Raw genomic sequence first — 23,957 nt, 5'->3', positions numbered from 1 at the left:
CGCCTACTCACTTTATAAGCAACTTTTACTCGGCACAGTCACTTCAGCTAAGCATTCAGAAAAAGAAAGTTGTCTTCTTCCATAGCTAATAGGTTACCCGCTCCGGACAACATGGCTTCCGCATGCATTTTTGTCCGTGGCAATAAGCGCTCATAATAAAAGGTCGCCGTTTGCAGTTTCGCTGTGTAGAAACCTACCTCATCCGTTCCTTCGTCGAGTTTCGTTTGCGCAACAACAGCCATCCGAGCCCAGAAATAGGCTAATACAACATAACCAGAGAACATCAAGTAATCGACTGAAGCCGCACCAACTTCCTCTTTGTTTTTCATGGCCTTCATACCGATTTTCATGGTCACATCCCCCCACTCGCTGTTCAATTTATCCAGCGCAGAGATGTAGGATTTAAAGCGTTTGTCGCCTTTGTGTTCCTTACAAAATTTATGAATGATTTTGGTGAAACGACGCAATGTTGCCCCTTGAGTCATTAAGACTTTTCGTCCTAATAAATCCAACGCCTGAATCCCCGTTGTTCCTTCATAAAGCATGGCAATACGACAGTCACGCACGTTTTGTTCCATTCCCCATTCCGCGATGTACCCATGACCTCCATAGACCTGCAAGCCGTGGTTCGCTGCTTCAAAACCAGTTTCTGTTAAAAATGCCTTCGCAATCGGCGTTAGCAACGACATCAACTCATCCGCCTCAGCTTTATCTTCCTCATTACCGTGCTTCATCTTATCCACCAGCATAGAACAATAATGAATAAGTGCTCGTCCTCCTTCTGCAAAAGCCTTTTGTGTTAACAACATACGACGAACATCAGGATGAAAGATAATCGGATCGGCTGCTTTATCTGGCATTTTGGCACCGGATAGCGCACGCATTTGCAGGCGATCTTTTGCATAAGCAACCGAGTTTTGCAACGCCCACTCTGCATGGGCCAACCCTTGAACTGCCGTTCCTAAGCGAGCAACATTCATGAAGGTAAACATGCAGTTAAGGCCACGGTTTGGTGGACCAATCAAAAAGCCCTTAGCACCATCAAAGTTCATCACACAAGTCGCATTACCATGGATGCCCATTTTATGTTCAATAGAACCGCAGGAAACTTGATTGCGTTCGCCCTTATCTCCCGCATCATTGACGGTATATTTAGGCACGATAAAGAGGGAAATTCCTTTGGTACCCACCGGGGCGTCAGGAAGACGGGCTAAAACGATATGAACAATATTTTCCGCCATATCGTGCTCACCTGCGGAGATGAATATTTTGGTACCGGAGATGGCATAACTGCCATCGCTCTGTGGTTCCGCTTTGGTTTTCAACATCCCCAGATCAGTACCACAGTGGGGCTCAGTCAGACACATGGTGCCCGTCCACTGACCAGAGACAAGTTTGGTTAGATAGGTTTGTTTTTGCTCCTCGGTACCATGCTGCTCAATCGTGTTCATGGCCCCATGACTTAAGCCTGGGTACATCCCCCACGCCCAATTCGAGGTGGCAATCATCTCTGTCACCAGCATCCCCAAAGAATCAGGCAAACCTTGTCCCCCCATACTTTCAGGGTGAGATAAAGAGGGCCAGCCGCCTTCGACATACTGGTGATAAGCTTCTTTGAAACCCTCGGGCGTGGTCACCACACCGTCTTTGAATTGACAACCTTGCTGATCGCCAACACGGTTTAAAGGAGAGAGAACACGCTCAGCAAATTTAGCGCCTTCTTCAAGAATCGCTGACACCATATCGGGTGTCGCCTCTTCTGCTCCTGGCAATTTGGCATAATGACTCTGAAAGTCCAAAACCTCATCGGTAACAAATTTAATATCTCGCAAGGGCGCTTTATATTCTGGCATAACCTATGACCTCTTATTGTTTTTAGTCACATCAAACTCAAACAGAGCGATTAACATACCATAAAGAGTCGTCTATAAGTCGCATTCTCTCAATAACAAAACGAACCAAAATCAATGACAAAATTCATCACGAGAATGAGAGAAATGGTTTTTTCATATAGAGAACGGAGTAAAAACTTTTTCAAAACAAAGCATTGTTTATGACACTCATGAAGTTTTGTGCATTTTGGCCCGTATCAAACAAACATTCAAAACGGCTTTCTTTTAGTACTTCAGCGGTCACAATGGATTGCTCAACAGCACTTACATTAACTTGAACAGAGTGCCCATCCGCCGTATTGATAACCCCTTTGGCCCGCCAAAAACCAGGTTGAGATTGCAAATTCGACAACATGTCAACCAGGGCATCAAGGGCAAAAACATAACGATCCTCCATTACCCATCCCAAGCTGCTTAGTTCGCTATCGCGTTTATGAAATACTGTCACCCCTTGCTTAGGCTGACTGGTAAACGACTCGACTTGATCGTGGTGATCGTGGTGATCGTGGTGATCGTGGTGATCGTGGTGATCAATCTTACAAGACTGACGAATTGGCTCAACATTTAACCAATCCAGATCCACAATACCATCGCTAGAAAACCCAATGACGGCTTTTGCAGGCTCAAACTGCTTAGCAAACTCGATAAAGCGCACTTCTTCAAACTCATCATAGGTATCTTGTTTGCTGGCAATCAACACATCGGCCATATTGATTTGGTCGAAAAAGGCCGGATGCCCTAAATAACGAGGATCCGATAAGTTTCGTGCATCCAGCAAGCATATACTCGCTCCAACTTCTAGCACGCCATGGTAATGGGATGCGTTCAGTTGCTTCACTATTTGGTCTGGATGGCCTATCCCTGTGGGTTCAATAATAATCCGGTCAGGGTTTGCTATGGTAATCAGCTCGTTCAGCCCCGTTCCAAACGCAGCCGATGTAGTACAGCATAAGCAGCCCCCTGGCACCTGCTTAACCTTAATACCTTTGCCTTCAATTAAAGCGCCATCAATGCCGACATCACCAAACTCATTAATCAGCACTGCCCAATGTTCGCCATCCGGTACATGAGATAGTAAATGCTGAATCATAGTGGTTTTTCCTGCGCCTAAAAAACCGGTGATTAGCGTTACTTTAATACCTTGATAACGGTCATGGCTTTTACTCATTCAACTCTCCCATTCAGATTAATAAAAGAACGGTTTTCAAGGCAGTTTTACGTCTTACCTGCCTAAAAATAGGATACCCTTGACAAGGTAAAGTATAAAAAGAGCAGAATAATAGCACTCTTTCAGCATATTACGCTGATAATCAATTTTGCTCTCCGCCCCGCATTGCAGTTCTCATAAAAACGGCGCTATTCTGGTAAACAAACTTCAAGTCGGATGCTGTTTATGAGCTTTATCAAAAAATGCGGTCTTACTTTACTCACTGCTGCCACCTTTCAAACCCAAGCAGCCTCTGTCTGGAAGGTGTCCTCGGGTGATCACACCTTGTATATAGGCGGTACCGTACACATGCTCACCCCAGATGACTACCCGTTACCTCACGCTTATGAACAAGCCTATCAAGCTGCAGACAAAGTGGTCTTCGAAACCGATATAAATGCCATCAGCAAACCCGAATTTCGCCAACAGATGCAAGAGCAGCTGTCTTTCACAGATGGCACCACCATTGGCGATGTTATTACCCCAAGCACTTACGGCGCACTAAAAGACTACTTAACCACACGCCATGTTCCCATTGAAGCCATTCAGCATCTAAAGCCCAGCTCCATCGCCATGACATTAACCACCCTTGAGCTCAAACATATGGGATTCATCAGCGAAGGAGTCGATCAATTTTATGCCAATAAAGCCTTACAAGACCATAAGCCACAAGCCTGGCTAGAGACACCAGATGCACAGATTAAAATGCTATCGGACTTGAACAAGGAAGATAGTAACAGCATGGTTCAATACGCCTTAGATGACATAAAAGACATGACAAAAAGTATGAGCCAGATTAGAAAAAGCTGGCGTGAAGGCGATCTAGCGGCTATGGAAGCACAAGAGTTGACCGAGTTTAGGCAAGAGTATCCAGAAATCTACCAAGAGCTTCTTGTCAAACGCAATAATACTTGGATGCCTCAAATCCAAAAAATGCTCACCGACAAACCCGTCGAGTTTATTATGGTCGGAACCTTACATTTGGCGGGGCCAGATAGTCTATTAGCCAAACTTCAAGACAGTGGCTACCAAGTTGAAAAACTCTAAATCAGAGAAGGGCATCAATGTCGGCTTTTTGTTTTTCAAGCTGTTTAGGTAAATCATTAATGCAATAGTTAATGTAATACAGAGTGAACAAAAAGGTGTAAATCACATTCATCTTATACACCTGCTGGTGCTCTACTAGAGCCACCTGCTGCAACGCCTTTCTTGCCTTAAATGCCCACACTTCATAAAGAGCCAACAGGCTCACTGAAATAGCCAAACTCAGAAGCGCCACTAAAGGATAAATACTCTCTGAAAAGACACCAGCCCACGCAAAACAAACCGACATAACCAGTAAAAATGGCTGCCCCACCACTTTAATCCCAGTATGACATTGGATTTTATTGGTTGTTGTAAATATCCAAACCAAATTGTAAATTCCAACTGTCACAAGAGTCAGTAACAATAACTGCCATGTTTTCATGTTTACGTCTTTCTTTAATGCGGCAATATCAGACATGCGGTCACTCACTCTAAAACAGGTTTGAAAGCGCGCATCTTAACGACTAAAACGAATAAAAACCAATACATACCTGAAAAAAATCCATTCAATAAGTATCGTTCTCGGAGCGAACATAAATGGACGGCGAGCCATCAAATGCCATCTCAACATTAAAAACAATTGGGCGGCAACAAACTTGACAGTCTTCAATATATTCTTGGCTCTCTTCTAACACTTCAACCATCACCTCAATCGCCTCTCCACAATAAGGGCATGAGATATCGGTGGTGAGTAAATCGTTCATACACAGACTCCATACAAGCATTACAAATATACAATAGCCTAACGACTTAACATTTGGACGCCAAGCAGGTAAGCAAGGAATCATTTTTGTTCATCCTTATTTCATACCAGTGAAGCACAAAACGAGGTAAATGGCTCAATTCAGTTGTCAGCACTTATTCAGTCGGTGATAATGACTGTTTTGATCAGCAATTGTGGATAACGAAAACTTATGATGTCGAATAACCCTAATAAGAATGACCTTCCAGTAATTATTGCAGGTGGCGGTATCGGTGGCTTAACACTGGCCTTAACACTCGAACAAATAGGCATTCAATGTGTTGTCTATGAAAGTGTCGCCGAGCTAAAACCACTGGGGGTTGGCATCAATATTCAGCCCAACGCAGTACGAGAGCTATATGATTTAGGGTTAGACACAACGCAACTTGATAAAATTGGTCTACAAACAAAAGAATGGGCGTTGGTAGGACTAAATGGAAAGGAAGTCTATTGTGAACCTCGTGGCACAGATGCGGGCTATCATTGGCCTCAATATTCTGTCCATCGCGGCAAACTGCAAATGCTCTTATACCATACGGTTTTAGAGCGACTTGGCGAAGAGTCCATTCAAACAGGCCATAAAGTGACGGGCTACCAAAATACGGATCAGGGAGTGACCGTTCATATTACCAACAAAGAAGGTGAACTGCTGGAAGTCCAAGGCGCCCTACTGATTGCGGCCGATGGTTTACACTCTGCCGTTCGTGCGCAAATGCATCCCTCCCAACCACCTATTCATTGGGGTGGCGCGGTTATGTGGCGCGGCACCACCCAAGCTAAGCCGATTCGCACTGGCGCATCTTTTATTGGTTTAGGGACACATCATCACCGTATCGTGTTTTACCCGATTACACCAGCTGATCCCGTTACAGGATTAGCCACCATCAACTGGATTGCTGAAGTAACGATGGACAATTCACAAGGATGGACAAGTGGTGATTGGAATAAAAAAGTCGATTTGAACGATTTCATCCACCACTTCGAAGACTGGGACTATGACTGGGTCGACATTCAGGGCCTACTTCGCGGAGCAACGGAAGTCTTTGAATACCCCATGATTGACAGGGATCCTATCCCCACTTGGATAGATAATAACGTCGCACTAATGGGCGATGCCGCTCATATTATGTACCCAACAGGCTCGAACGGTGCCAGTCAGGCCATTGTAGACGCCCGTATTCTTGGCGCCGCACTATTGGAGCATGGTGTCAATAGTTCAGCCCTTAACGCATTTAACAAGCAACTTTGTGAGCCTATTTCTAACGTCGTATTACGTAATCGAGGGGCAGGCCCATTTGTTATTCTAAATGAGCTGGATAAACGCTGTGGCGGAGTGTTTGAGGATATTGAAGACGTTTTTCCTGAGGCTGATCGCCAGGAGTTAATGGCCAACTATAAGGCTGCGGCTGGTTACGCAATCGATGCCCTCAATACCGCCCCACCCACCATTAAAATGAAGAAAAAAGTGGCTTAGCTTTATAAATTGGGAGATCGCACATGCTGCAACATTACGTTTTTATCAAATATCAAGAAGACACATCGGATGAACATATCCAAGCCTTTAAAGACAAAATGCTCGCACTCAAAAACACCATTAAAGAAATCAGACGTATTGAGGTAAGCATTGATGAGCTTCACGAAGAGCGAAGCTGGGATGTTGTCTTGAATATGCAGTTTGACTCACTTGAAGATTTACGCACCTACCAAAGGCATCCAGATCACGTTGCAGTCGTACAGTTTAATGGCCCGAAAGTGGCTCAGGCTGGCGCACTGGATTGCCACATTTAGAACGTTTGCCAAAAAACATACACACTTAAAACACAAAAAAACAGCCCAGCCTAAACCAACTGGGCTGTTTTTCTCACTACACTCTTTTTCCTAATGCTCTCTTTTTACTAATGCATAATATGGCAATGCTTAACCCTACGTCCCAAAAAAACGCCAGCCAAAAACCTCACCCTCATTTTATCAAAAAATGTTTATTTCAAGGTTCCCATGGCTAACCAAAAATAGTCACTCTCTTCAATACTGACATCATGACAAAACTCCTCCATCAAAATCTCTAATTCTTCTTGGTCAGGGAAGTTTTTTAGTACCTCATAGCTACATCCATCCGAGAGTACTCTCGTCTGATAAGTATCGCCATGCTCGCTACGAGATGAGATCGGCGTGCTACAGCCTTCAACATAGCGATTATCAAATAAAATCACCCTAGAACCGGGCTTCATAGCTCGGTCAATGCCTTTCATAAAGGTTCGACGCTGCTGTATTTTTATATGAGAAAAGAAAAATCCTGCTAAAAAAACATCAAACTCACTGCTATCGGGAATCTGAAATGCATCCATCACCCGATAGTCAACATGCCCGCCTTCACAACTCTCTAACGCACTTTTAGCCAGTTTTTCGGATGCATCTGTCGCCAGTACATAAAGCGCCGCATTGGCTATTCGTCGTGTCCAATACCCGGTACCGCAGGCCGCTTCTAACACTCGTCGACCAAGAACCGATGCTTCAAGCCTACGTTGCAACCACGCCAAATCGTCTTGTCTTTCAATAATAGAGTAGATTTGTTCATATTCAGGTTGTCGTTGTTCATAATACTCAAGCATCCAGCAGCCCTCTTACTATTCAAATCAATTAAAACGGTTATCCGAAGAAGCGTTGTAAGACAACCTATATCCACGGCCAACAAAACACGCCCCTCTAAAAAGGGCAATTATATCAAATCACATATTCCTGCCCACCCATGATGACGCACTGGCCTCCTCCGATTTCGGCAGGATTCATATACATTTTTTACGATTTTTCTCCCCAAATCCTCCGTCTTTTTTTATACTAGCCGCCCCTTGGCATAAAACTGACCAAAAAATCAGTTTTACTATCTTATCTTGGCGTGTTGATGATGAATAATAACAACCATTATCTAACATTTAGGTTTCACATCACGCCACCCCATTAGCAATAAGGTTTCTCTATGTTTGAACGTTATTTTCAGCTCAAGGCGCACAACACCACGGTGCGCAAAGAAGTCATTGGTGGTGTTACCACATTCTTAACCATGGCTTACATCATTTTCGTCAACCCATCCATTCTTGCGCAAGCAGGTATGGATCAAGGGGCTGTCTTTGTTGCCACCTGCCTTGCCTCCGCAGTAGGCTGTTTGATCATGGGGCTATACGCCAACTACCCCATTGCACTCGCACCAGGAATGGGACTCAATGCTTTTTTTACCTACAGTGTCGTATTAGGCATGCATTACACTTGGGAACAAGCATTAGGCGCGGTGTTTCTATCCGGTATCATCTTTATTCTCATCAGTATTTTTAAGATTCGCGAATGGATCATCAACGCCATACCCAACTCATTAAAATTAGGCATTGCAGCGGGTATTGGTCTGTTTTTGGCCATGATTGCACTGCAAAATGCGGGCATTATTGTTAAAAACCCAGCTACGGCTGTTGGTCTTGGCGATTTATCATCCCCTTCTGCCCTCTACGGATTACTTGGCTTCTTTGTTATTTGCGCTTTGTCCTATTTGAATGTGACAGGGGCTGTGATGATCGGCATTCTATTTATTGCAGTTCTTTCAATGATCTTTGGTCAAAACCACTTTGCAGGGATCGTGTCAGTTCCACCATCTATTGCGCCTACTTTTATGGCCATGGATGTTGAAGGTGCTTTTCAACTCAGCATGATCAGTGTGGTGTTTGCTTTCTTATTCGTGGATCTATTCGATACCTCAGGTACACTTCTTGGCGTGGGTCAACGCGGTGGATTACTTGATAAAGAAGGCAAACTACCCCGCTTGAAAAAAGCCCTTTTAGCGGACTCTAGCGCTACAGCCATCGGCGCAGCACTCGGCACCTCTTCGACAACCAGCTATATTGAAAGCGCATCAGGCGTGGCCGCTGGAGGGCGAACTGGCTTAACCGCTGTTGTTGTTGCTGGTTTATTCTTAGTCAGTTTGTTCTTTTCTCCTTTGGCTGGCTCTATTCCAAGCTACGCCACTGCTGGCGCACTCTTATATGTTGCCGTATTAATGACAAGCAGTCTGGCAAAAGTAAACTGGGATGATATTAGTGATGCGGCTCCCGTACTCATTGCCGCCTTTTCGATGCCATTGACTCACTCAATTGCCGATGGCATTGCTTTATCCTTTGTTAGTTATGCCATTATCAAAGTTTTATCTGGTCAATATAAGCAAGTAAACATCGCGACCTATGTACTGGCCATCTTGTTTATCTGTAAATTTGTTGTGTTTATCTAAGTGACATACACCAACCTAAGTTGAATAGAAGAGCCCTAAAACGAGTATCAGGATGCCTGATACTCGTTTTTCCTTGATGAACCATTCAATACGCTCCTAATATGAGTGATTTTTAAAAGAGTATTCATGCCCCATAACGCCTTATACACAGACCTTTCTGGCTACTATGACCTGATGTGCGCCGATATAGACTATAAAGCACAAAGTGATAGTGCCCATCGCATGCACCAAATTTTTGGTAATGGAGGAAAACGCCACTTAGATTTGGCCTGTGGAACAGGACCACATATTCAATATTTTTGCGCCACAAACTACGACTGTTCTGGCTTAGATATCAACCAACCCATGCTTGATATCGCTCAAGAGCGCTGTCCCCAGGCACAATTTTCACTCGGCAACATGTGTGCATTTCGTTACGAAAAGCGCTTTGATTTAATTACCTGTTTCTTGTATTCCATTCATTACAGCGGCGTTCTTAAAGAACTGGCAGGGTGCATCGAAAGTGCTCACGGTGCATTAGAAAAAGGCGGTGTATTCTTTTTTAATGTGGTGGATAAGCATCAGATCAATAATGACTTATTTATTCAACACAGTATCAACCATGAAGACAGTTGCTTCACCTTCCGGTCAGCCTGGCATTATGTTGGCAACGGTGAAAAGCAAACATTAAACTTAAGCATTAACAAAGTCTCGAACGACTCTCAACAAACTTGGCAAGATGCGCATCCAATGGTGGCGTTAGACTTTGATGAACTACAAGACATGCTATCACCATATTTTGAAGTGCATATCTTTGAACATGACTATGAAAAAATCATACCGTGGCAAAGGCAATCAGGAAATGCGATCTTTGTGTGCGTAAAAGCTTAGCGAATATAAACAACGAAACGATAAACAGATCTGCGACTTATGCCATCGAGCGATATTTCAAAATCAAGCTGATAATCTCATGATCACTCACAGTAGAAGATAAAGACTCATTCACAGACCGTCTCTGAGGGAGGCGGATATTAAATTTACTTTTCAATATCGCAATGACTTGAGAGTCGGAATTAGGGTCAATAATCTGCCCCGCAAAAATACAAATTCGTTTTAAGAAGAAATCTTTGTTACCAGTAACCATAATTTACCTTTATGCTGTATTCAAAAGAGACGTGTGGAAACACCGTGTGACCCCTAGCCAAAGAAAAATGACAAGAGCGAATGTGGTATATGCGTCATAGGGAGATTAGAAAATATATCGTCCTCCCACTCTACTCCAAAATACTAGGATTAGATAATGCTTTTTGCCAAAAAACCTAGGGATTAGGTAAAGTCTCCATCCTTTCTCCTCATAATCCAAAGCGTTTGCAGGCAACCCAACCAATAGACAGTGACGAGCAACCTCCCTAGCTTTTTACCCCCTAATTAAAAATCACGAAAACCTCATAAGAGATCACTAAAACGATACCATACTGACAATGACCATGTTATAAAAAGAAACGTTGTCTAAAGCACATAAGAGATTGCATATCGTTAACAGGATGTTAAGGAAGTTTTAGTATGGCAATGGCCAATTTGGTTTCTATCATTATGCCCGTTTATCAAGGACAGATGACCCTTATAAGAGCGCTCAACTCCCTATTTAAACAAACTTACTCAAACTGGGAGTGCATCCTCATCGCAGATGATGGCTTCGATTATAAATCGTGGTTGAAGCAACAGGGCATACAAGATGTAAGACTGCGTTTTACTCAAACAGAGCAAAAACGGAGTGGCCCTAATATTGCCCGAAACGTCGGCAAGAAACTCGCAAGAGGCGAATGGATTGCCCCCTTGGATGTGGATGATCTCTACTACCCCACTCGCTTAGCACGACTTATTCCCCTTGCTCAGACATCAGGTCTCTCACTTGATAATGTCTGTGTGGTGAATGATGACTCTCAACGAACCATTACCATGGGGTTCAAACAAACGCCCACCCAACTTTCGATTGACGACTTTTTTACTACGAATACTCCTTTGCTTTTTTTATTTCATCATAGTTTAGCCCAACACAGTTGGGAGCCCATTGCCAGAGGAGGCGACACTCTCTTTAACTTAAGGGCATTAGAAACTGCTAGCTATGCCACATTTCATCAAGAAGCTCTACACGAATACCGAGTACATAAACGATCTATGTGCCATGCTCCCAATGTAGGTAATATTTTTGACCAAGCTTATCAGGAAACCTTGCAGCGCCTCTATATGGATGGACTTGGTTTTCAAAATACCCAGTTTAAAAATAAAGTCATCGAGCTTATCACCTATAAAAAAACACTGAATTTAGCCTTCGAAAAAGCCATAAAAAATGGTTTTAATGGCGACTTTCAAGCTTTCAGTTCAGATGTTCAAAGCAAGAGTAAAATGCGTTTGAGCAACAATAAAAGACACCTTATGAGCACGCCTCTTTAGCAAGAGCAAAAACGACCACCTCTCCCTCTAGAAAGTAAAAAGCCAGAGCATAAACTCTGGCTTTTCGAAAATCAGGGAAAGCCCCTAACACATTGAGGAAAATACATTAAACAATCTTGGTTAGCCAATTATGCTTATCTTGCGCATTTCCCCACTGGATATCATTTAGCGTTTTACGCAATTTCTCTGCGATTGGACCAGGCTCACCGGATCCTACTTTGAACTCTTTGCCATTATGGATAAAAGTCCCAACAGAGGTCAGTACCGCAGCGGTTCCTGATAGAACCGCTTCAACGCCCGGCTTAGCAGCACGTTCTAGCAATTCACTAACGGTCAATTCTCGCTCACTAACGGTCATGCCAAGATCTTTTGCAATCGTCAAAATGGAAGAACGTGTCACGCCATGTAAAAAGCTCGAATCCAACGCTTTGGTAATAATTTCATTACCGTCAATTAATAAGAAGTTCGCTGCTCCCGTCTCTTGCACATCCCCATTAGGACAGAACAATATTTGATCTGCCTGAACGTCTTCTTTGGCTTTCATGATCGGTCCAAGTGCACTGGCATAGTTACCGCCACTTTTAATCATTCCCATATGAGGCGCACAGCGCTGTCCATTTTCTTCAAGAAGAATGCGTAAAGCATGCGCACCACCTGAAAAATAATCTCCAACCGGAGACAACAAAACATACACCATAGAGGTTAAACTGGGGGCCGCCGCTTTACCGATAATGGCTTCTGTACCAATGTGCGTTGGACGAATATACATAGAGCCTGGTGGCTCAGGAACATCATTAGCAAACTCAGCCACAATATCTTTGATCATTTGAGCTACTTGCTCTTCATCTACTTCTGGTAAGGCTAATAAACGGCTGCTTTGTGAAAAACGTTTGATATTTTGATCCATACGGAACACATGAACACTACCATCAGCATGACGAAACGCTTTTAAGCCTTCAAAACAAGTACTAGAGTAGTGCAATACATGCGCACCTGGGTGCATTGGGATACTATCAGATGGGACAATCCTAGATTCACCCCATTGGTTATTATCAAATGTTGCTAATGCCATACGAGGCATAAAAATGCTACCAAAAGCCGCCATTATTATTTCCTATACAAATAAATGATTGCGATCATCAATCGCCACTAAATACAGTCAATTTTTCGACCAACTCTGACCGATTCTTTTCACGATATTAAAGCAGAAAGCACCAGCAAGAAAGACTGTTTCGTCTCTAGCAACCAAGCAAACGACTATTTATCGTATTTTTGCGTAATTACTAAAGAAAATGGGCTGGACTGTATTGAGAGATTGGTGGGCTTTCTAATCCCCTGCATTGAACACTGACACCTGACTGCCACCTAATTTTTTCGCTTGATACATGGCAAGATCGGCCTGTTGAATCAGCTCCAATACAGTTGTTACATGATTTTTTCCACTAGAAAGACCAATACTAGCAGAGACATGAAACAACAACCCTTCAATATCAAAAGGTTTACTAATCTCTAACACCATATTTTGCGCAATAATCAACGCATCACTGGCGGAAGCGTCATCACCTAATAATACAAGGAATTCATCTCCACCTTGGCGTGCCACACACCCTGATTCACCAACGCAATGCTGTAGTCTTTGGGCAATTAGTTGTAATAACTTATCTCCTATACCATGACCATAATTATCATTCACTTGTTTAAAGCCATCAATGTCCACAAACAACACATCAGGAGAAAAACCCTTCTCATTTTGACGGCCCCGCAACAACATCTCTTCTAAGCGCTCAAGAAAAAAAGCGCGATTAGGCAAGCCTGTCAATTGGTCATGTGCCGCCATATAGACAAGACGAGACTCCATAACCTTACGTTCTGTAATATCATGGGCCACCGCAATTCGCACCTGGTGCTCTTCAGACCACCGAGCCGACCACAAAACGTGGACAATACGCCCACTCTTGTGGATCCAACGGTTTTCAAAACGGGGTTGAATCTCTCCATTTAACAGTGTTTCCACCACCTTAGTGGTTTTGAACTTATCTTCAGGAAACACCATGCTTTCCATTGACTGACCAATTACCTCACTTGGTGAATAACCAAACACATCTTCAAACGCAGCACTAACAAAAACAAAACGCCCAAAACGGTCGACAACACATACCGCATCAAGCATCAATTCCAACACATCAGAAAGATCAATCAACTCACTCGCTTTCATTTACTCGAATCGCCTCGCTCAAAAAACACCCTCTATTTGCCTATCAAACGAACAACCCACCCATAAAACGAACAACACAATAGGTTAAACCTAAGACAGTATTATTATATTAAGCCCATAACAAGATATAGATACTTCTAGGAGCTATCCCTCTTCAAACAAGCCACCATGGCGAACAAGCCAGTCAAGAAGAAAAACATAACCAAATGTTCAAAAAACACCCTCATTTTTATCGTTATAACGCCTTATTTTGTAACAGAAAGTAACGTTTATGCATCAATATGGCGCCCGACTGATAACTATGGCTAATTTATGAAAGTTTCATCAAAAATAAAAACACACAAAATTGAGTAAATAATAGTCAATAAAATTCTTATTTGAGACATTTATTTATTAAATATATCCTTTATTTACATATTGGCACGCATTGTGCTTTTAAGAATCACGTAGGGTAAACAATGATGATGTTATGTAATTAAATGTATTGATTGCTTTGTAAGCTTTGTTAGAGGGCAGAAAAGTAACCATCAATACTGACAGTAAAGTCAGCCTAGTGATTGTTCTACATGTTTTTTTGATCACTTTTCGACGTCATGAAAGGTATTTTATGCACCAATATGATGCAAAAAAAGAAAGACTTTGTCCGATTTTAGGACGAGGTTGGTCTTTGTCAGGGTGAATATTGGTTCAACTTATATGCAAGCAACATGTAAAAAATACCTAAGGACACAAAGCAGCCGAAAAGTCCCTACTCAACTAAAGCAGAGAAACAAAAACACAGGCAAAAAACAGGAGGATAGACAGAGACTCAACAGAAAAATTGGAACACTAAAATAAGTTTAACTTTACCTAGTATGTGCACTTATCAATTCAATAGAAAGCACACTTGATACAATAAACAATGAAGGAATGCATTTCATGAAAAAAGCGATATTCACCCTAGCTACTCCCTTACTGCTAGCAGCAACAGCAGCAAATGCGGCTAGTATCATAAAAACAGATAATTCCAGCTTGGATATCTATGGTCGTGCGAAGTTCACTGCCACAAATAACTCCGTAAGTGGTAGCTCATCCAGCTTTAGCCCTCGCTTAGGCGTTAAAGGTCAAATTAAAGATGAAAGTGGCACTAGCGCCTTTTTTCAAACTGGCTGGGACATGCAATCTGCTTCAGACAAAAGAAGTTCAAACCTAAGAAATGGTGGAGACAACCTTAAAGCTCGCTACCAGTTCGTTGGACTTGGGTTTGAGGGTATTGGTAAATTTACTTTTGGCCAAAATGACACCCCATTTTACACCTTAGTCACCAGCGCGACTGATATTTTTAACTATGATGGTCTTGAAGCTTCAGCTGGCACTTATGGCTACGACTGGGCCCCTAACGAAGCTCTATACTCTAATACTTTCGGCAAACTGTCTGTTGAAGCTTCTTACCAGTTTAAGACAACAGAAGGTGGCAAGTCAGACAATGGCGATATTTTGGATGTTTTTGATGCTGGCTTAAATTCAGCGAATTTCAAAACACAAAACAACGCCTATAGTGCTGCTGCCGCTTACGCCCTAACGGATGCTTTAAATCTACGTGCTGGTTACGCCTATCAAACCTTTACCAATAACGCGAACAAATCAAATTATGGTTTAGCCGCTGATTATACAGTTGGCAACCTATACTTTGCTGGTGTATACACACACAACAAAGAAGACGATGGACAAAACACAGCTTCTCGCAATGGCTATGAAGTGGCCGCATCTTATAATATGGATAAATACACCTTCACCACAGGTTATGCATACGGCACACAAGACAGTGATATAAAGGCGAGCGATGACATCGCCTATGCTAAAGCCTTTAAACTAGGTGTGGCGTACCATGTATTCAGCAACGTTACAACTATTGCTCAGGTCACACATAACACAAATGGTTCAAACTCTTATTACGGCGGATTAAACTACTCGTTTTAATTTAGGCTATTCGCTTAACTAAAAGGATATAGTTAAGCCGAATTAGTAAGTATTACGTGTTTTTATAGCCTTTTCAGTCCCCCCTTCTGAAAAGCGCTCATTACTGACAATATAGAAAACATTGCTTAAACAAGGATTGCTGTCTAGACAAAAGAAAAAAGAGGCCGGAGCCTCTTAGTGGAAAAGTGACAAAAACGAGTCAACTAATAATCAGTTTTTATCACCTGAAATTCGACTGCCAATGGCAGAGTTTTGGTCTTTATATTTTGCATTATCTCGTTTGTTATAGGGTCGATCTGCCGCCCCCGACATGGTTTCAAAATTAATGGCACCAATGGTCATACCTGGGCTCAAAGCAATCGGCAACTTACCGCCATTAAGGAATTCCAAGACAATGCCGCCGCTCCAACCCGGATCAATACGGTGTGCAGTCACATGTACCATTAAACCAAGACGAGCCAAAGAAGAACGACCATCCAGCCAACCAACTAAATTATCGGGCAAAGTCACCGATTCTTTCGTCACCCCCAACACTAACTCCCCAGGATGAATAAAAAACGGGCGACCATCATCAACGAGAATTTCATCACTCATTACAGACTCAATCACTTTGTTAAGATCTGCTTTTGAGCTACTCAAATCCAGATACGGCGCAGGGTGACCTTGAAATACTCGAAACGAGTTACCTAATCGTAAGTCAACAGACACACCACTGATCACACTGTTATCAGGGCGCGGATCAATCACTATAGAACCTTCGTCTAGAGCGGTAATTATATCTCGATCACACAAACGCATTACTTTTCCTCAATCATCGCTCATGCCAATGGTTGGCATGGCAAACTGTTCATTCTGTGGGGACGCTAGAGTAGCACCAAGTTTGCGAGCAATCGACTGATAAATAGCAGCAATATCACCCTCAGGCGCACTGACCACTACAGGGGAACCAGCATCACTCTGTTCTCGAATGGCAAGACTCAAGGGTAATTTACCCAAAACGCCCACATTATATTCTTTCGCCAAGGTGACACCACCTTCCTCACCAAAGATGGCTTCATGATGACCGCAATTCGAGCAAATATGTACTGACATATTTTCTACTAGCCCTAATACAGGAATATTCACTTTATTAAACATCTCAATACCGCGACGTGCATCTAATAAAGCAATGTCTTGTGGAGTCGTCACAATAACAGAACCTGCCACAGGAATTTTTTGTGACAAGGTTAACTGGATGTCACCAGTACCTGGGGGCATATCCACAAACAAGTAATCGAGATTACTCCAATCCGTTTGTGTCAGTATTTGCATCAGCGCCCCTGTCACCATCGGACCACGCCAGGCAACAGGCGTATCTTTAGTCGTCAAAAATGCCATGGACATCACTTGAACCCCATGGGCAACAGGCGGAATAAACATCTTTTCATCTCGCACCTGAGGACGGGTACCATCTGCAAAGCCCATCATCATACCTTGGCTGGGCCCATAGATATCGGCATCAAGAATCCCAACGCGAGCCCCTTCTCGAGCCATCGCCAGTGCCAAATTCACCGTGGTTGTGGATTTACCAACCCCACCTTTGCCTGAGGCAACCGCAATAATGTTCTTCACACCCTGCAACCCAGTGAGATTACCTTGGGTTGCATGGCGCTCTACTTGGCAATCAATTTCTAACAGCACATCACGGCTATCATTTAATTCACACTTGATACGAGCTTCAAGCGACGCTTTCTCTTGCTCAGCAGGGTACCCCAGATGCAAGATGAGCATGATACGCTCTGCGTCCGTCTTGATTGTCCAAATGGGACCATAAGCATGACCATTATTTTCATCAATAAGGCTTTCTAAACGAGACTGTATTTGGCTGTCTAACAGTCGCTGCTTAGGTTGATGATCATCAGTATGTGTTTGAGTTGTCAAAGGAGTATCTCCAACAGACCATTATCAACACGTTTGTGCGAAATGATCCTTGTCATGTGAATTAATAACCAGAATAGAAGCCAATTTGGGGGCAATTTGCAGAAAAGCAAGCCTACCCCTTGCACACAAAGGATGGGCACTTATAATTAGCCGACTTATGATTACCAATAGTACAACGCTCGCTTTTTCAGAAAAACCTATGCAATGTCTCTATCTGGAAAGGCACCTCACTTCCTATTCAGCGCCCGCTACTATTGATAAAATACTCTACCCTTTTTAATCCAGCAGGCTGATCAATAATGGCACAAACGCAACGCAAAATTTTAGTTACCAGCGCCCTTCCCTATGCAAATGGCCCCATCCATTTAGGGCACATGCTGGAACACATCCAAACTGATATTTGGGTGCGTTTTCAGAAACTTCGCGGCCACCTTTGTACTGCTGTGTGCGCTGATGATGCACACGGAACCGCCATTATGATAAAAGCGGATCAACAAGGCATTACTTCTGAGCAACTAATCGATCGTGTTCGTCAGGAACATATGGCCGACTTTAAAGACTTCTTAATCGGCTACGATAACTATTATTCAACACACTCAGATGAAAACCGCGAATTCTCTAATTATATTTATAAGCGCTTGCGCGATAACAATAAAATAGCTGTCCGTTCAATCACACAAGCCTATGATCCAGAAAAAGAGATGTTCTTAGCAGATCGATTCATTAAAGGCACCTGTCCTAAATGTAAGGCTGAGGACCAATATGGCGATAACTGTGAAGTCTGTTCTGCCACTTATACGCCGATGGAGATGATTAACCCTCGCTCGGTCTACTCAGGTGCCACGCCTGTAGAAAAAGAATCGGAACATTACTTCTTTAAGCTACCAGAATTTCAAGACTTTTTAGCAAAATGGACACGCAGTGGTACCTTACAAGACCAGGTAGCAAACAAACTCTCTGAGTGGCTAGACGCGGGCCTAAAAGAATGGGACATCAGCCGTGACGCACCTTATTTTGGTTTTGAAATCCCCGACGCTCCAGGCAAGTACTTTTACGTCTGGCTAGATGCCCCTATCGGCTATATGGCCAGTTTCAAAAACTTGTGTGATCGCACTGAAGGGTTAACCTTTGACGATTACTGGGCTAAAGATTCCGATGCTGAGCTTTACCACTTTATTGGTAAAGACATCATCAACTTCCATGCGCTGTTTTGGCCCGCCATGCTGGACTGTGCAGGCTATCGCACACCAACAGGGGTTAACGCCCATGGCTACGTCACTGTAGACGGCACAAAAATGTCTAAATCGCGTGGCACCTTTATTATGGCGCGCACCTATTTGAACCATTTGGATCCACAATATTTACGCTACTACTTTGCGGCTAAATTAAACGCCAGTGTTGATGATATCGATTTGAGCCTGTCAGACTTTGTGCAGCGAGTGAATTCCGATGTAGTGGGTAAAGTGGTTAATATCGCCAGCCGTACCGCCAGCTTCATTAATAAAAAGTTTGATGGTCAGCTAGCAAGCGATGTTAGTGAAAACTCTATGATTCAATCCTTCATTGACGCAGGCGATGTCATCGCACAACATTTCGAAAGCCGCGAGTATGGCAAAGCGATTCGTGAGATTATGCATCTAGCCGATCAAGCCAATGAATACATTGCAGATCAAGCACCATGGGTTTTGGCAAAAGACGAAGCAACCCTACCTAAAGTACAAGAAATTTGTACCGTGGCTCTGAATCTCTTTAGTATATTAGCTACCTATTTAAAACCAGTTATGCCGCAAATGGTTGCCGATGCAGAAGCCTTCCTTGGCAAAGTACTCACTTGGGACAATCGCAGTGAGTTATTGTTTGGCAAAACCGTGAACGCCTTTAAACCATTAATGGCTCGCATTGATCAAAAACAAATTGATGCCATGATAGAAGAAGGAAAAGAAGCCGCCGTCGCTGCAGCAGAAGCGGTCGAAACGTCACAAGCGACGACAGAAACGGAACTCAGCAAAGACCCGATTGCAGCAGAAATTTCTTTTGATGACTTTGCAAAAGTCGATCTGCGCATCGCCCTGATTGCCAAAGCAGAGCATGTGGAAAAAGCCAACAAATTGCTAAAGCTGACACTCGACCTCGGCGGTGAAACACGTACCGTCTTCTCTGGGATTAAATCTGCTTACAAGCCAGAAGACCTAGAAGGCAAATTAACCGTCATGGTAGCCAACCTTGCTCCACGCCAAATGAAGTTTGGCCTATCAGAAGGAATGGTGCTTGCCGCTGGACCAGGTAAAGATGAAATTTATCTATTGGAACCACACGCTGGCGCGAAACCTGGCCAACGAGTGATGTAACCCACTCTTTAGTATAAATAAATAGTAGAGACAAACCTACGCCGATTAAATGTCTCATTTAATCGGCGTATTTCGTGATATTAAGAACATAAAAAAGATTAACAATAAAATAATATTATATAAGTTTTACCTATTAAATATATTCTAAATTAATCTATTTTTCGACGAATTTTAACTTGTTAGTTATAAGCAGCTTGGTATAGTTACGCTCTTACGCAGCGTATGCGTACTCCTCGATATTTAACATACTCACAGCATATTTATTTGGACATGAGATGACTGATTATCTGTTGATACTGGTCAGTACCATACTAGTTAACAACTTTGTATTGGTTCAATTTTTGGGGCTTTGCCCATTTATGGGGGTTTCTGGAAAACTGGAAACATCCATTGGTATGGCAATGGCCACTACGTTTGTCTTGACTCTTTCCAGTCTTTGCAGCTATCTCACGTTCGAATACATACTTCAGCCTTTTGGTCTTGAGTACCTTAAAACCATTGCTTTTATTTTAGTGATAGCTGTTGTTGTGCAGTTTACCGAAATGGTCGTACATAAAACCAGTCCGCTACTATATCGCGTATTAGGAATTTTCTTACCACTGATTACAACAAACTGCGCGGTATTAGGTGTCGCCCTGCAAAACACCAGTAAACAAAATAATTTTGTCGAATCCATATTATATGGTTTTGGTGCAGCGGTTGGCTTTTCTTTTGTACTTATTCTGTTTTCAGCCATGCGTGAACGGATTAATGTCGCCGATGTCCCCAGCGTTTTTAAAGGCTCAGCCATAGGCATGATCACAGCAGGGTTGATGGCCCTTGCCTTTATGGGCTTCACCGGTCTGGTGCAAATCTAGGAGCCATTATGTTGACTGTTTTGCTCGCTGTAGGAATTCTATTAGCCCTTTCCCTAGTATTTGGCGCCATTCTTGGCTATGCCAGCGTTCGCTTTCATGTAGAAGGTGACCCTATTGTCGATCAAATTGATGCCATCTTGCCGCAAACACAATGTGGCCAATGCGGCCATCCTGGTTGCCGCCCCTATGCGGAAGCCATCGCCAACGGTGAAGCAATAAACCACTGTCCGCCCGGTGGTCAGGCGACAATTCAAGCGCTCGCTGATTTACTCGACGTAGAAGCGATTCCCCTCGATGGTGACCACGGCACAGAAACCGCCAAGCGCGTGGCGGTTATTCGTGAAGACGAATGTATTGGCTGCACTAAGTGTATTCAAGCCTGTCCAGTAGATGCCATTCTTGGTGCTGCAAAACAAATGCACACCGTCATTTCTGACGAATGTACAGGATGCGACTTATGTGTTGATCCTTGCCCAGTAGATTGTATTGATATGGTAGAAGTCGGCGTGACATCAAAAACCTGGTCTTGGGACAAACCCCAAGGTGTCGCAGCAACCTCAATGAACATCATTGCCACGGATCGCAAAGCGGAGGTGGCACACTAATGCAAACAACCAACATCTTCTCTTTTCATGGTGGTATTCATCCGCCAGAAAACAAAGCTCAATCACTGACATTACCCCTTGGCCACCCAAGCTTGCCAAAGGAGTTGATACTCCCCCTGAGTCAACACATTGGCCAAAGCTCTCGTCCGCTAGTCAGCCAAGGCGAGCAGGTTCTAAAAGGCCAAGCCATTGCCATTAACAACGGTTTTTTAAGCAGCTTTTTACACGCTCCCACCTCAGGTTCCATTACAGCCATTGAAGAGCGCGTCATTGCACACCCTTCGGGATTAAGCGACCTTTGCATTGTGATTGAGCCTGACGGGGACGATAACTGGACAGAGCGCAAACCTCTTAACGACTGGCGTAGGATAAGCAAGACAGATGTCTTGTCCTACCTTGCTGAAATGGGCATCGTTGGTATGGGAGGCGCTGGTTTTCCAACACAAGTGAAACTACAGGGGGCACACAAGCACCCGCTAACCCACTTTATTATCAATGCAGCAGAGTGTGAGCCCTACATCACCGCTGACGACATGCTAATTCGTGAAAAAACCGAACAGCTAGTGCTTGGTATCGAAGTACTACAACATCTCGTTGAAGCGGACCAAGTTATCATCGGCATTGAAGACAATAAACCACAAGCGATTGCCGCACTTAACAATGCTCTAGCGCAACACAATAGCACGATCCAGGTTGCCGTTGTGCCGACCAAATACCCATCAGGTGGCGAAAAGCAATTGATCCAGTTGCTCACAGGCAAGGAAGTGCCCAGTGGTCAACACCCAGCTGATATTGGTATTTTATGCCAAAACGTCGGTACCTGTGTAGCGGTACATGACGCTATTTATTTAGGCCAACCCTTAATCACTCGCTTTACCACCTTGACTGGGGATGCACTCAAGGCCCCACAAAATGTCGAGGTATTGCTTGGCACACCAGTTAAGCATCTACTGGATTATGCTCAGGCAACCCACAAAAAAATCAGTCGCTTGGTCATGGGCGGCCCGATGATGGGCTTCACACTGAACTCTATCGATGCCCCCATCGTCAAAACCAGCAACTGTATTTTAGCGGCAAGCAAAAAAGAGTTGCCCGCTCCCGCTCCAGAGCAAGCCTGTATTCGCTGTGGCATGTGCGAACAAGTTTGTCCTGCCAGCCTGTTACCTCAGCAGCTTTTATGGTTCAGCAAGAGTCAGGAGTTTGAAAAGGCCGAACATTATAATTTGTTTGATTGCATCGAATGTGGCGCTTGTTCTTACGTCTGCCCAAGTAGCATTCCACTTGTACAGTATTACCGACATACCAAAAGCAGCATTCGCGAAGCACGGGAAGCCGCCGTGAAATCGGATCTCGCTAAACAACGTTTTGAAGCAAGAAAAGCACGCCAAGAAGCCGAAGCGGCAGAAAAAGAAGCGAAACGTCTAGCACGCCAAAAAGCCTCCGCCCAGAAGACAGAAGGTAAATCGACGGCGACAGAAGCCAAGAAAGCAACGCCACCAGCAGCAGAGACAAAAACGGCCATCCTAGATGAAAGCAAGAAACTTAAGGTGGATATCGCGCTTGCTAAGAACAAACTGAAAAAGCTTCAGAAACAATTAGTTGAAGCTCAAGAAAATGAACATGTAGAAGAAATTAATCATTTACAGTTACAAGTCACTGAGCAAGAGAAGATCCTTACCTCGCTTGAACAACAGCTTGAGAAAATGGCAACGACACCTGCGGAAAAATCTACTAAGGCCGCACCAGCTCCTGTTAATGAGGAGTTGAAAAAAGCGAAGATCGACGTCGCGCTGATCGGTGCAAAACTGAAAAAGGCGCAAAAGCAGCTAGCGGAATCTCCCGACGATAAAGAACTAAAAGCAAACGTTAGCGAACTCGAAAAAGGCCTCGTGCAAGCACAATCACTGCTTGATAGACTGACTCCGTCGACAGCTGCCCAGAAGGCAGACATGCTACAAAAAGCGTCATCTAAACCCACAGTCAATGATGACCTCAAAAAAGCAAAAATCGACTTAGCCATTGCCAAGGCGGCCGTAAAAAAAGTCGAAAAAGCTCTCAAAAAAGCCGAAGAACTAAAAGCCCCAGAGGCAGACACCCTGCGTCAGCAATTATTGGAAGCACAGCAAAGAGTAGACAGTTTAGAAAAGGCTTTATCAAATCCACAGACTCAGTCTCCAATGACAGAGGCGACAGAATCAAACGCATCAACGGATGAGAGTGCCGCCAAAAACGAACAAATTAAAAAGCAAAAAATTGCCTCTGCTATGGCCAAAGCCGCCATTAACAAATTGAAAAAACGCCTCGCCGCCGAGCCAGATCAAGCGGAGAGTATCCAACAAGAGATTGCCGCAGCGGAAAAAAGACAGCAAGAAGCCGATGCACTGTTGGCACAACTCACACAATCGCAAGACACTATGTAAGAGAAT

21 protein-coding genes are annotated in these 23,957 nt (G+C 43.6%); 11 read left to right on the top strand and 10 right to left on the bottom strand.

From position 1 onward, the window contains the following. Nucleotides 1-47: 47 nt before the first annotated feature. The gene (locus JHD45_RS04630) at nt 48-1,853 is read right to left on the bottom strand and encodes an acyl-CoA dehydrogenase C-terminal domain-containing protein (RefSeq protein WP_199475315.1); all 1,806 of its coding nucleotides are present in this window, start codon (nt 1,851-1,853) and stop codon (nt 48-50) included. A gap of 181 nt (nt 1,854-2,034) precedes the next feature. Continuing rightward, entirely contained in the window at nt 2,035-3,060 is a 1,026-nt protein-coding gene (locus JHD45_RS04625; RefSeq protein WP_199475314.1) for a CobW family GTP-binding protein, read from the bottom strand. Between the two features lie 225 nt (nt 3,061-3,285). Between JHD45_RS04625 and JHD45_RS04620 the strand changes: the two genes are divergently transcribed. After that, nucleotides 3,286-4,146 carry a TraB/GumN family protein gene (locus JHD45_RS04620; protein ID WP_199475312.1) on the top strand — a complete coding sequence of 287 codons (861 nt, stop codon included), beginning with the start codon at nt 3,286-3,288 and terminating at the stop codon, nt 4,144-4,146. A 1-nt stretch (nt 4,147) separates the two neighbouring features. On the opposite strand, the gene JHD45_RS04615 is transcribed toward JHD45_RS04620, so the two are convergent. Both JHD45_RS04615 and JHD45_RS04610 read right to left on the bottom strand, forming a co-directional pair. Then, the gene (locus tag JHD45_RS04615; protein WP_199475310.1) at nt 4,148-4,603 is read right to left on the bottom strand and encodes a DUF4234 domain-containing protein; all 456 of its coding nucleotides are present in this window, start codon (nt 4,601-4,603) and stop codon (nt 4,148-4,150) included. Between the two features lie 88 nt (nt 4,604-4,691). Next, on the bottom strand, nt 4,692-4,889 hold the full coding sequence (locus JHD45_RS04610) for a CPXCG motif-containing cysteine-rich protein (protein ID WP_199475308.1): 198 nt from the start codon (nt 4,887-4,889) through the stop codon (nt 4,692-4,694). A 210-nt stretch (nt 4,890-5,099) separates the two neighbouring features. Here JHD45_RS04610 and JHD45_RS04605 point away from each other — a divergent pair, with 210 nt between their 5' ends. Together JHD45_RS04605 and JHD45_RS04600 are read left to right on the top strand one after the other, a co-directional pair. Beyond that, nucleotides 5,100-6,401, top strand: coding sequence for a flavin-dependent oxidoreductase (locus JHD45_RS04605; protein WP_233407574.1), 1,302 nt, complete (start codon nt 5,100-5,102; stop codon nt 6,399-6,401). Nucleotides 6,402-6,424: 23 nt separating this feature from the next. Beyond that, on the top strand, nt 6,425-6,715 hold the full coding sequence (locus JHD45_RS04600) for a Dabb family protein (protein ID WP_199475306.1): 291 nt from the start codon (nt 6,425-6,427) through the stop codon (nt 6,713-6,715). Nucleotides 6,716-6,906: 191 nt separating this feature from the next. Here JHD45_RS04600 and JHD45_RS04595 read toward each other — a convergent pair whose 3' ends face one another. Beyond that, nucleotides 6,907-7,536, bottom strand: coding sequence for a class I SAM-dependent methyltransferase (locus tag JHD45_RS04595; RefSeq protein WP_199475304.1), 630 nt, complete (start codon nt 7,534-7,536; stop codon nt 6,907-6,909). Between the two features lie 365 nt (nt 7,537-7,901). Here JHD45_RS04595 and JHD45_RS04590 point away from each other — a divergent pair, with 365 nt between their 5' ends. Beyond that, nucleotides 7,902-9,194: an NCS2 family permease gene (locus tag JHD45_RS04590; protein WP_199475302.1), complete on the top strand. Its 1,293-nt coding sequence runs from the start codon at nt 7,902-7,904 to the stop codon at nt 9,192-9,194. Nucleotides 9,195-9,320: 126 nt separating this feature from the next. Then, nucleotides 9,321-10,064, top strand: coding sequence for a class I SAM-dependent DNA methyltransferase (locus JHD45_RS04585; protein WP_199475300.1), 744 nt, complete (start codon nt 9,321-9,323; stop codon nt 10,062-10,064). Nucleotides 10,065-10,101: 37 nt separating this feature from the next. Here the strand turns inward: JHD45_RS04585 and JHD45_RS04580 are convergent, their stop codons facing one another. Continuing rightward, nucleotides 10,102-10,317 (bottom strand): hypothetical protein, encoded by a 216-nt coding sequence (locus JHD45_RS04580; protein WP_199475298.1) that lies wholly within the window; start codon nt 10,315-10,317, stop codon nt 10,102-10,104. A gap of 419 nt (nt 10,318-10,736) precedes the next feature. Between JHD45_RS04580 and JHD45_RS04575 the strand changes: the two genes are divergently transcribed. Beyond that, a complete protein-coding gene (locus tag JHD45_RS04575) occupies nt 10,737-11,627 on the top strand; it encodes a glycosyltransferase family 2 protein (RefSeq protein ID WP_199475297.1) in 891 nt (296 codons plus the stop codon). Between the two features lie 106 nt (nt 11,628-11,733). Here JHD45_RS04575 and JHD45_RS04570 read toward each other — a convergent pair whose 3' ends face one another. Both JHD45_RS04570 and JHD45_RS04565 read right to left on the bottom strand, forming a co-directional pair. After that, the gene (locus JHD45_RS04570; protein ID WP_199475295.1) at nt 11,734-12,732 is read right to left on the bottom strand and encodes a branched-chain amino acid aminotransferase; all 999 of its coding nucleotides are present in this window, start codon (nt 12,730-12,732) and stop codon (nt 11,734-11,736) included. Nucleotides 12,733-12,954: 222 nt separating this feature from the next. Further along, nucleotides 12,955-13,842 carry a diguanylate cyclase domain-containing protein gene (locus tag JHD45_RS04565; protein WP_199475293.1) on the bottom strand — a complete coding sequence of 296 codons (888 nt, stop codon included), beginning with the start codon at nt 13,840-13,842 and terminating at the stop codon, nt 12,955-12,957. 918 nt (nt 13,843-14,760) lie between these two features. Here JHD45_RS04565 and JHD45_RS04560 point away from each other — a divergent pair. Beyond that, a complete protein-coding gene (locus JHD45_RS04560) occupies nt 14,761-15,801 on the top strand; it encodes a porin (RefSeq protein ID WP_199475288.1) in 1,041 nt (346 codons plus the stop codon). 210 nt (nt 15,802-16,011) lie between these two features. Here JHD45_RS04560 and dcd read toward each other — a convergent pair whose 3' ends face one another. Further along, on the bottom strand, nt 16,012-16,599 hold the full coding sequence (dcd, locus tag JHD45_RS04555; protein WP_067019608.1) for a dCTP deaminase: 588 nt from the start codon (nt 16,597-16,599) through the stop codon (nt 16,012-16,014). Between the two features lie 9 nt (nt 16,600-16,608). Then, complete coding sequence (gene apbC / locus JHD45_RS04550) at nt 16,609-17,721, bottom strand: iron-sulfur cluster carrier protein ApbC (protein WP_233407572.1); 1,113 nt, start codon at nt 17,719-17,721, stop codon at nt 16,609-16,611. 299 nt (nt 17,722-18,020) lie between these two features. Between apbC and metG the strand changes: the two genes are divergently transcribed. The 4 genes from metG to rsxC all read left to right on the top strand — a co-directional run bounded on the left by metG (nt 18,021) and on the right by rsxC (nt 23,951). Continuing rightward, the gene (gene metG / locus JHD45_RS04545; protein ID WP_199475287.1) at nt 18,021-20,069 is read left to right on the top strand and encodes a methionine--tRNA ligase; all 2,049 of its coding nucleotides are present in this window, start codon (nt 18,021-18,023) and stop codon (nt 20,067-20,069) included. 275 nt (nt 20,070-20,344) lie between these two features. Next, the gene (gene rsxA / locus JHD45_RS04540) at nt 20,345-20,926 is read left to right on the top strand and encodes an electron transport complex subunit RsxA (RefSeq protein ID WP_067019603.1); all 582 of its coding nucleotides are present in this window, start codon (nt 20,345-20,347) and stop codon (nt 20,924-20,926) included. Between the two features lie 8 nt (nt 20,927-20,934). Next, nucleotides 20,935-21,531, top strand: a complete 597-nt coding sequence (rsxB, locus tag JHD45_RS04535) for an electron transport complex subunit RsxB (protein WP_199475282.1) — start codon at nt 20,935-20,937, stop codon at nt 21,529-21,531. Further along, on the top strand, nt 21,531-23,951 hold the full coding sequence (gene rsxC / locus JHD45_RS04530; RefSeq protein WP_199475280.1) for an electron transport complex subunit RsxC: 2,421 nt from the start codon (nt 21,531-21,533) through the stop codon (nt 23,949-23,951). The genes rsxB and rsxC overlap by 1 nt, the downstream gene beginning before the upstream one ends. Nucleotides 23,952-23,957: the final 6 nt, after the last annotated feature.

The organism is Marinomonas spartinae (assembly GCF_016461715.1).
Lineage (GTDB): Bacteria > Pseudomonadota > Gammaproteobacteria > Pseudomonadales > Marinomonadaceae > Marinomonas > Marinomonas spartinae_A.
The sequence above is the reverse complement of the archived record's forward strand: the minus strand, read 5'-3'. Positions and strand labels throughout refer to the sequence as shown.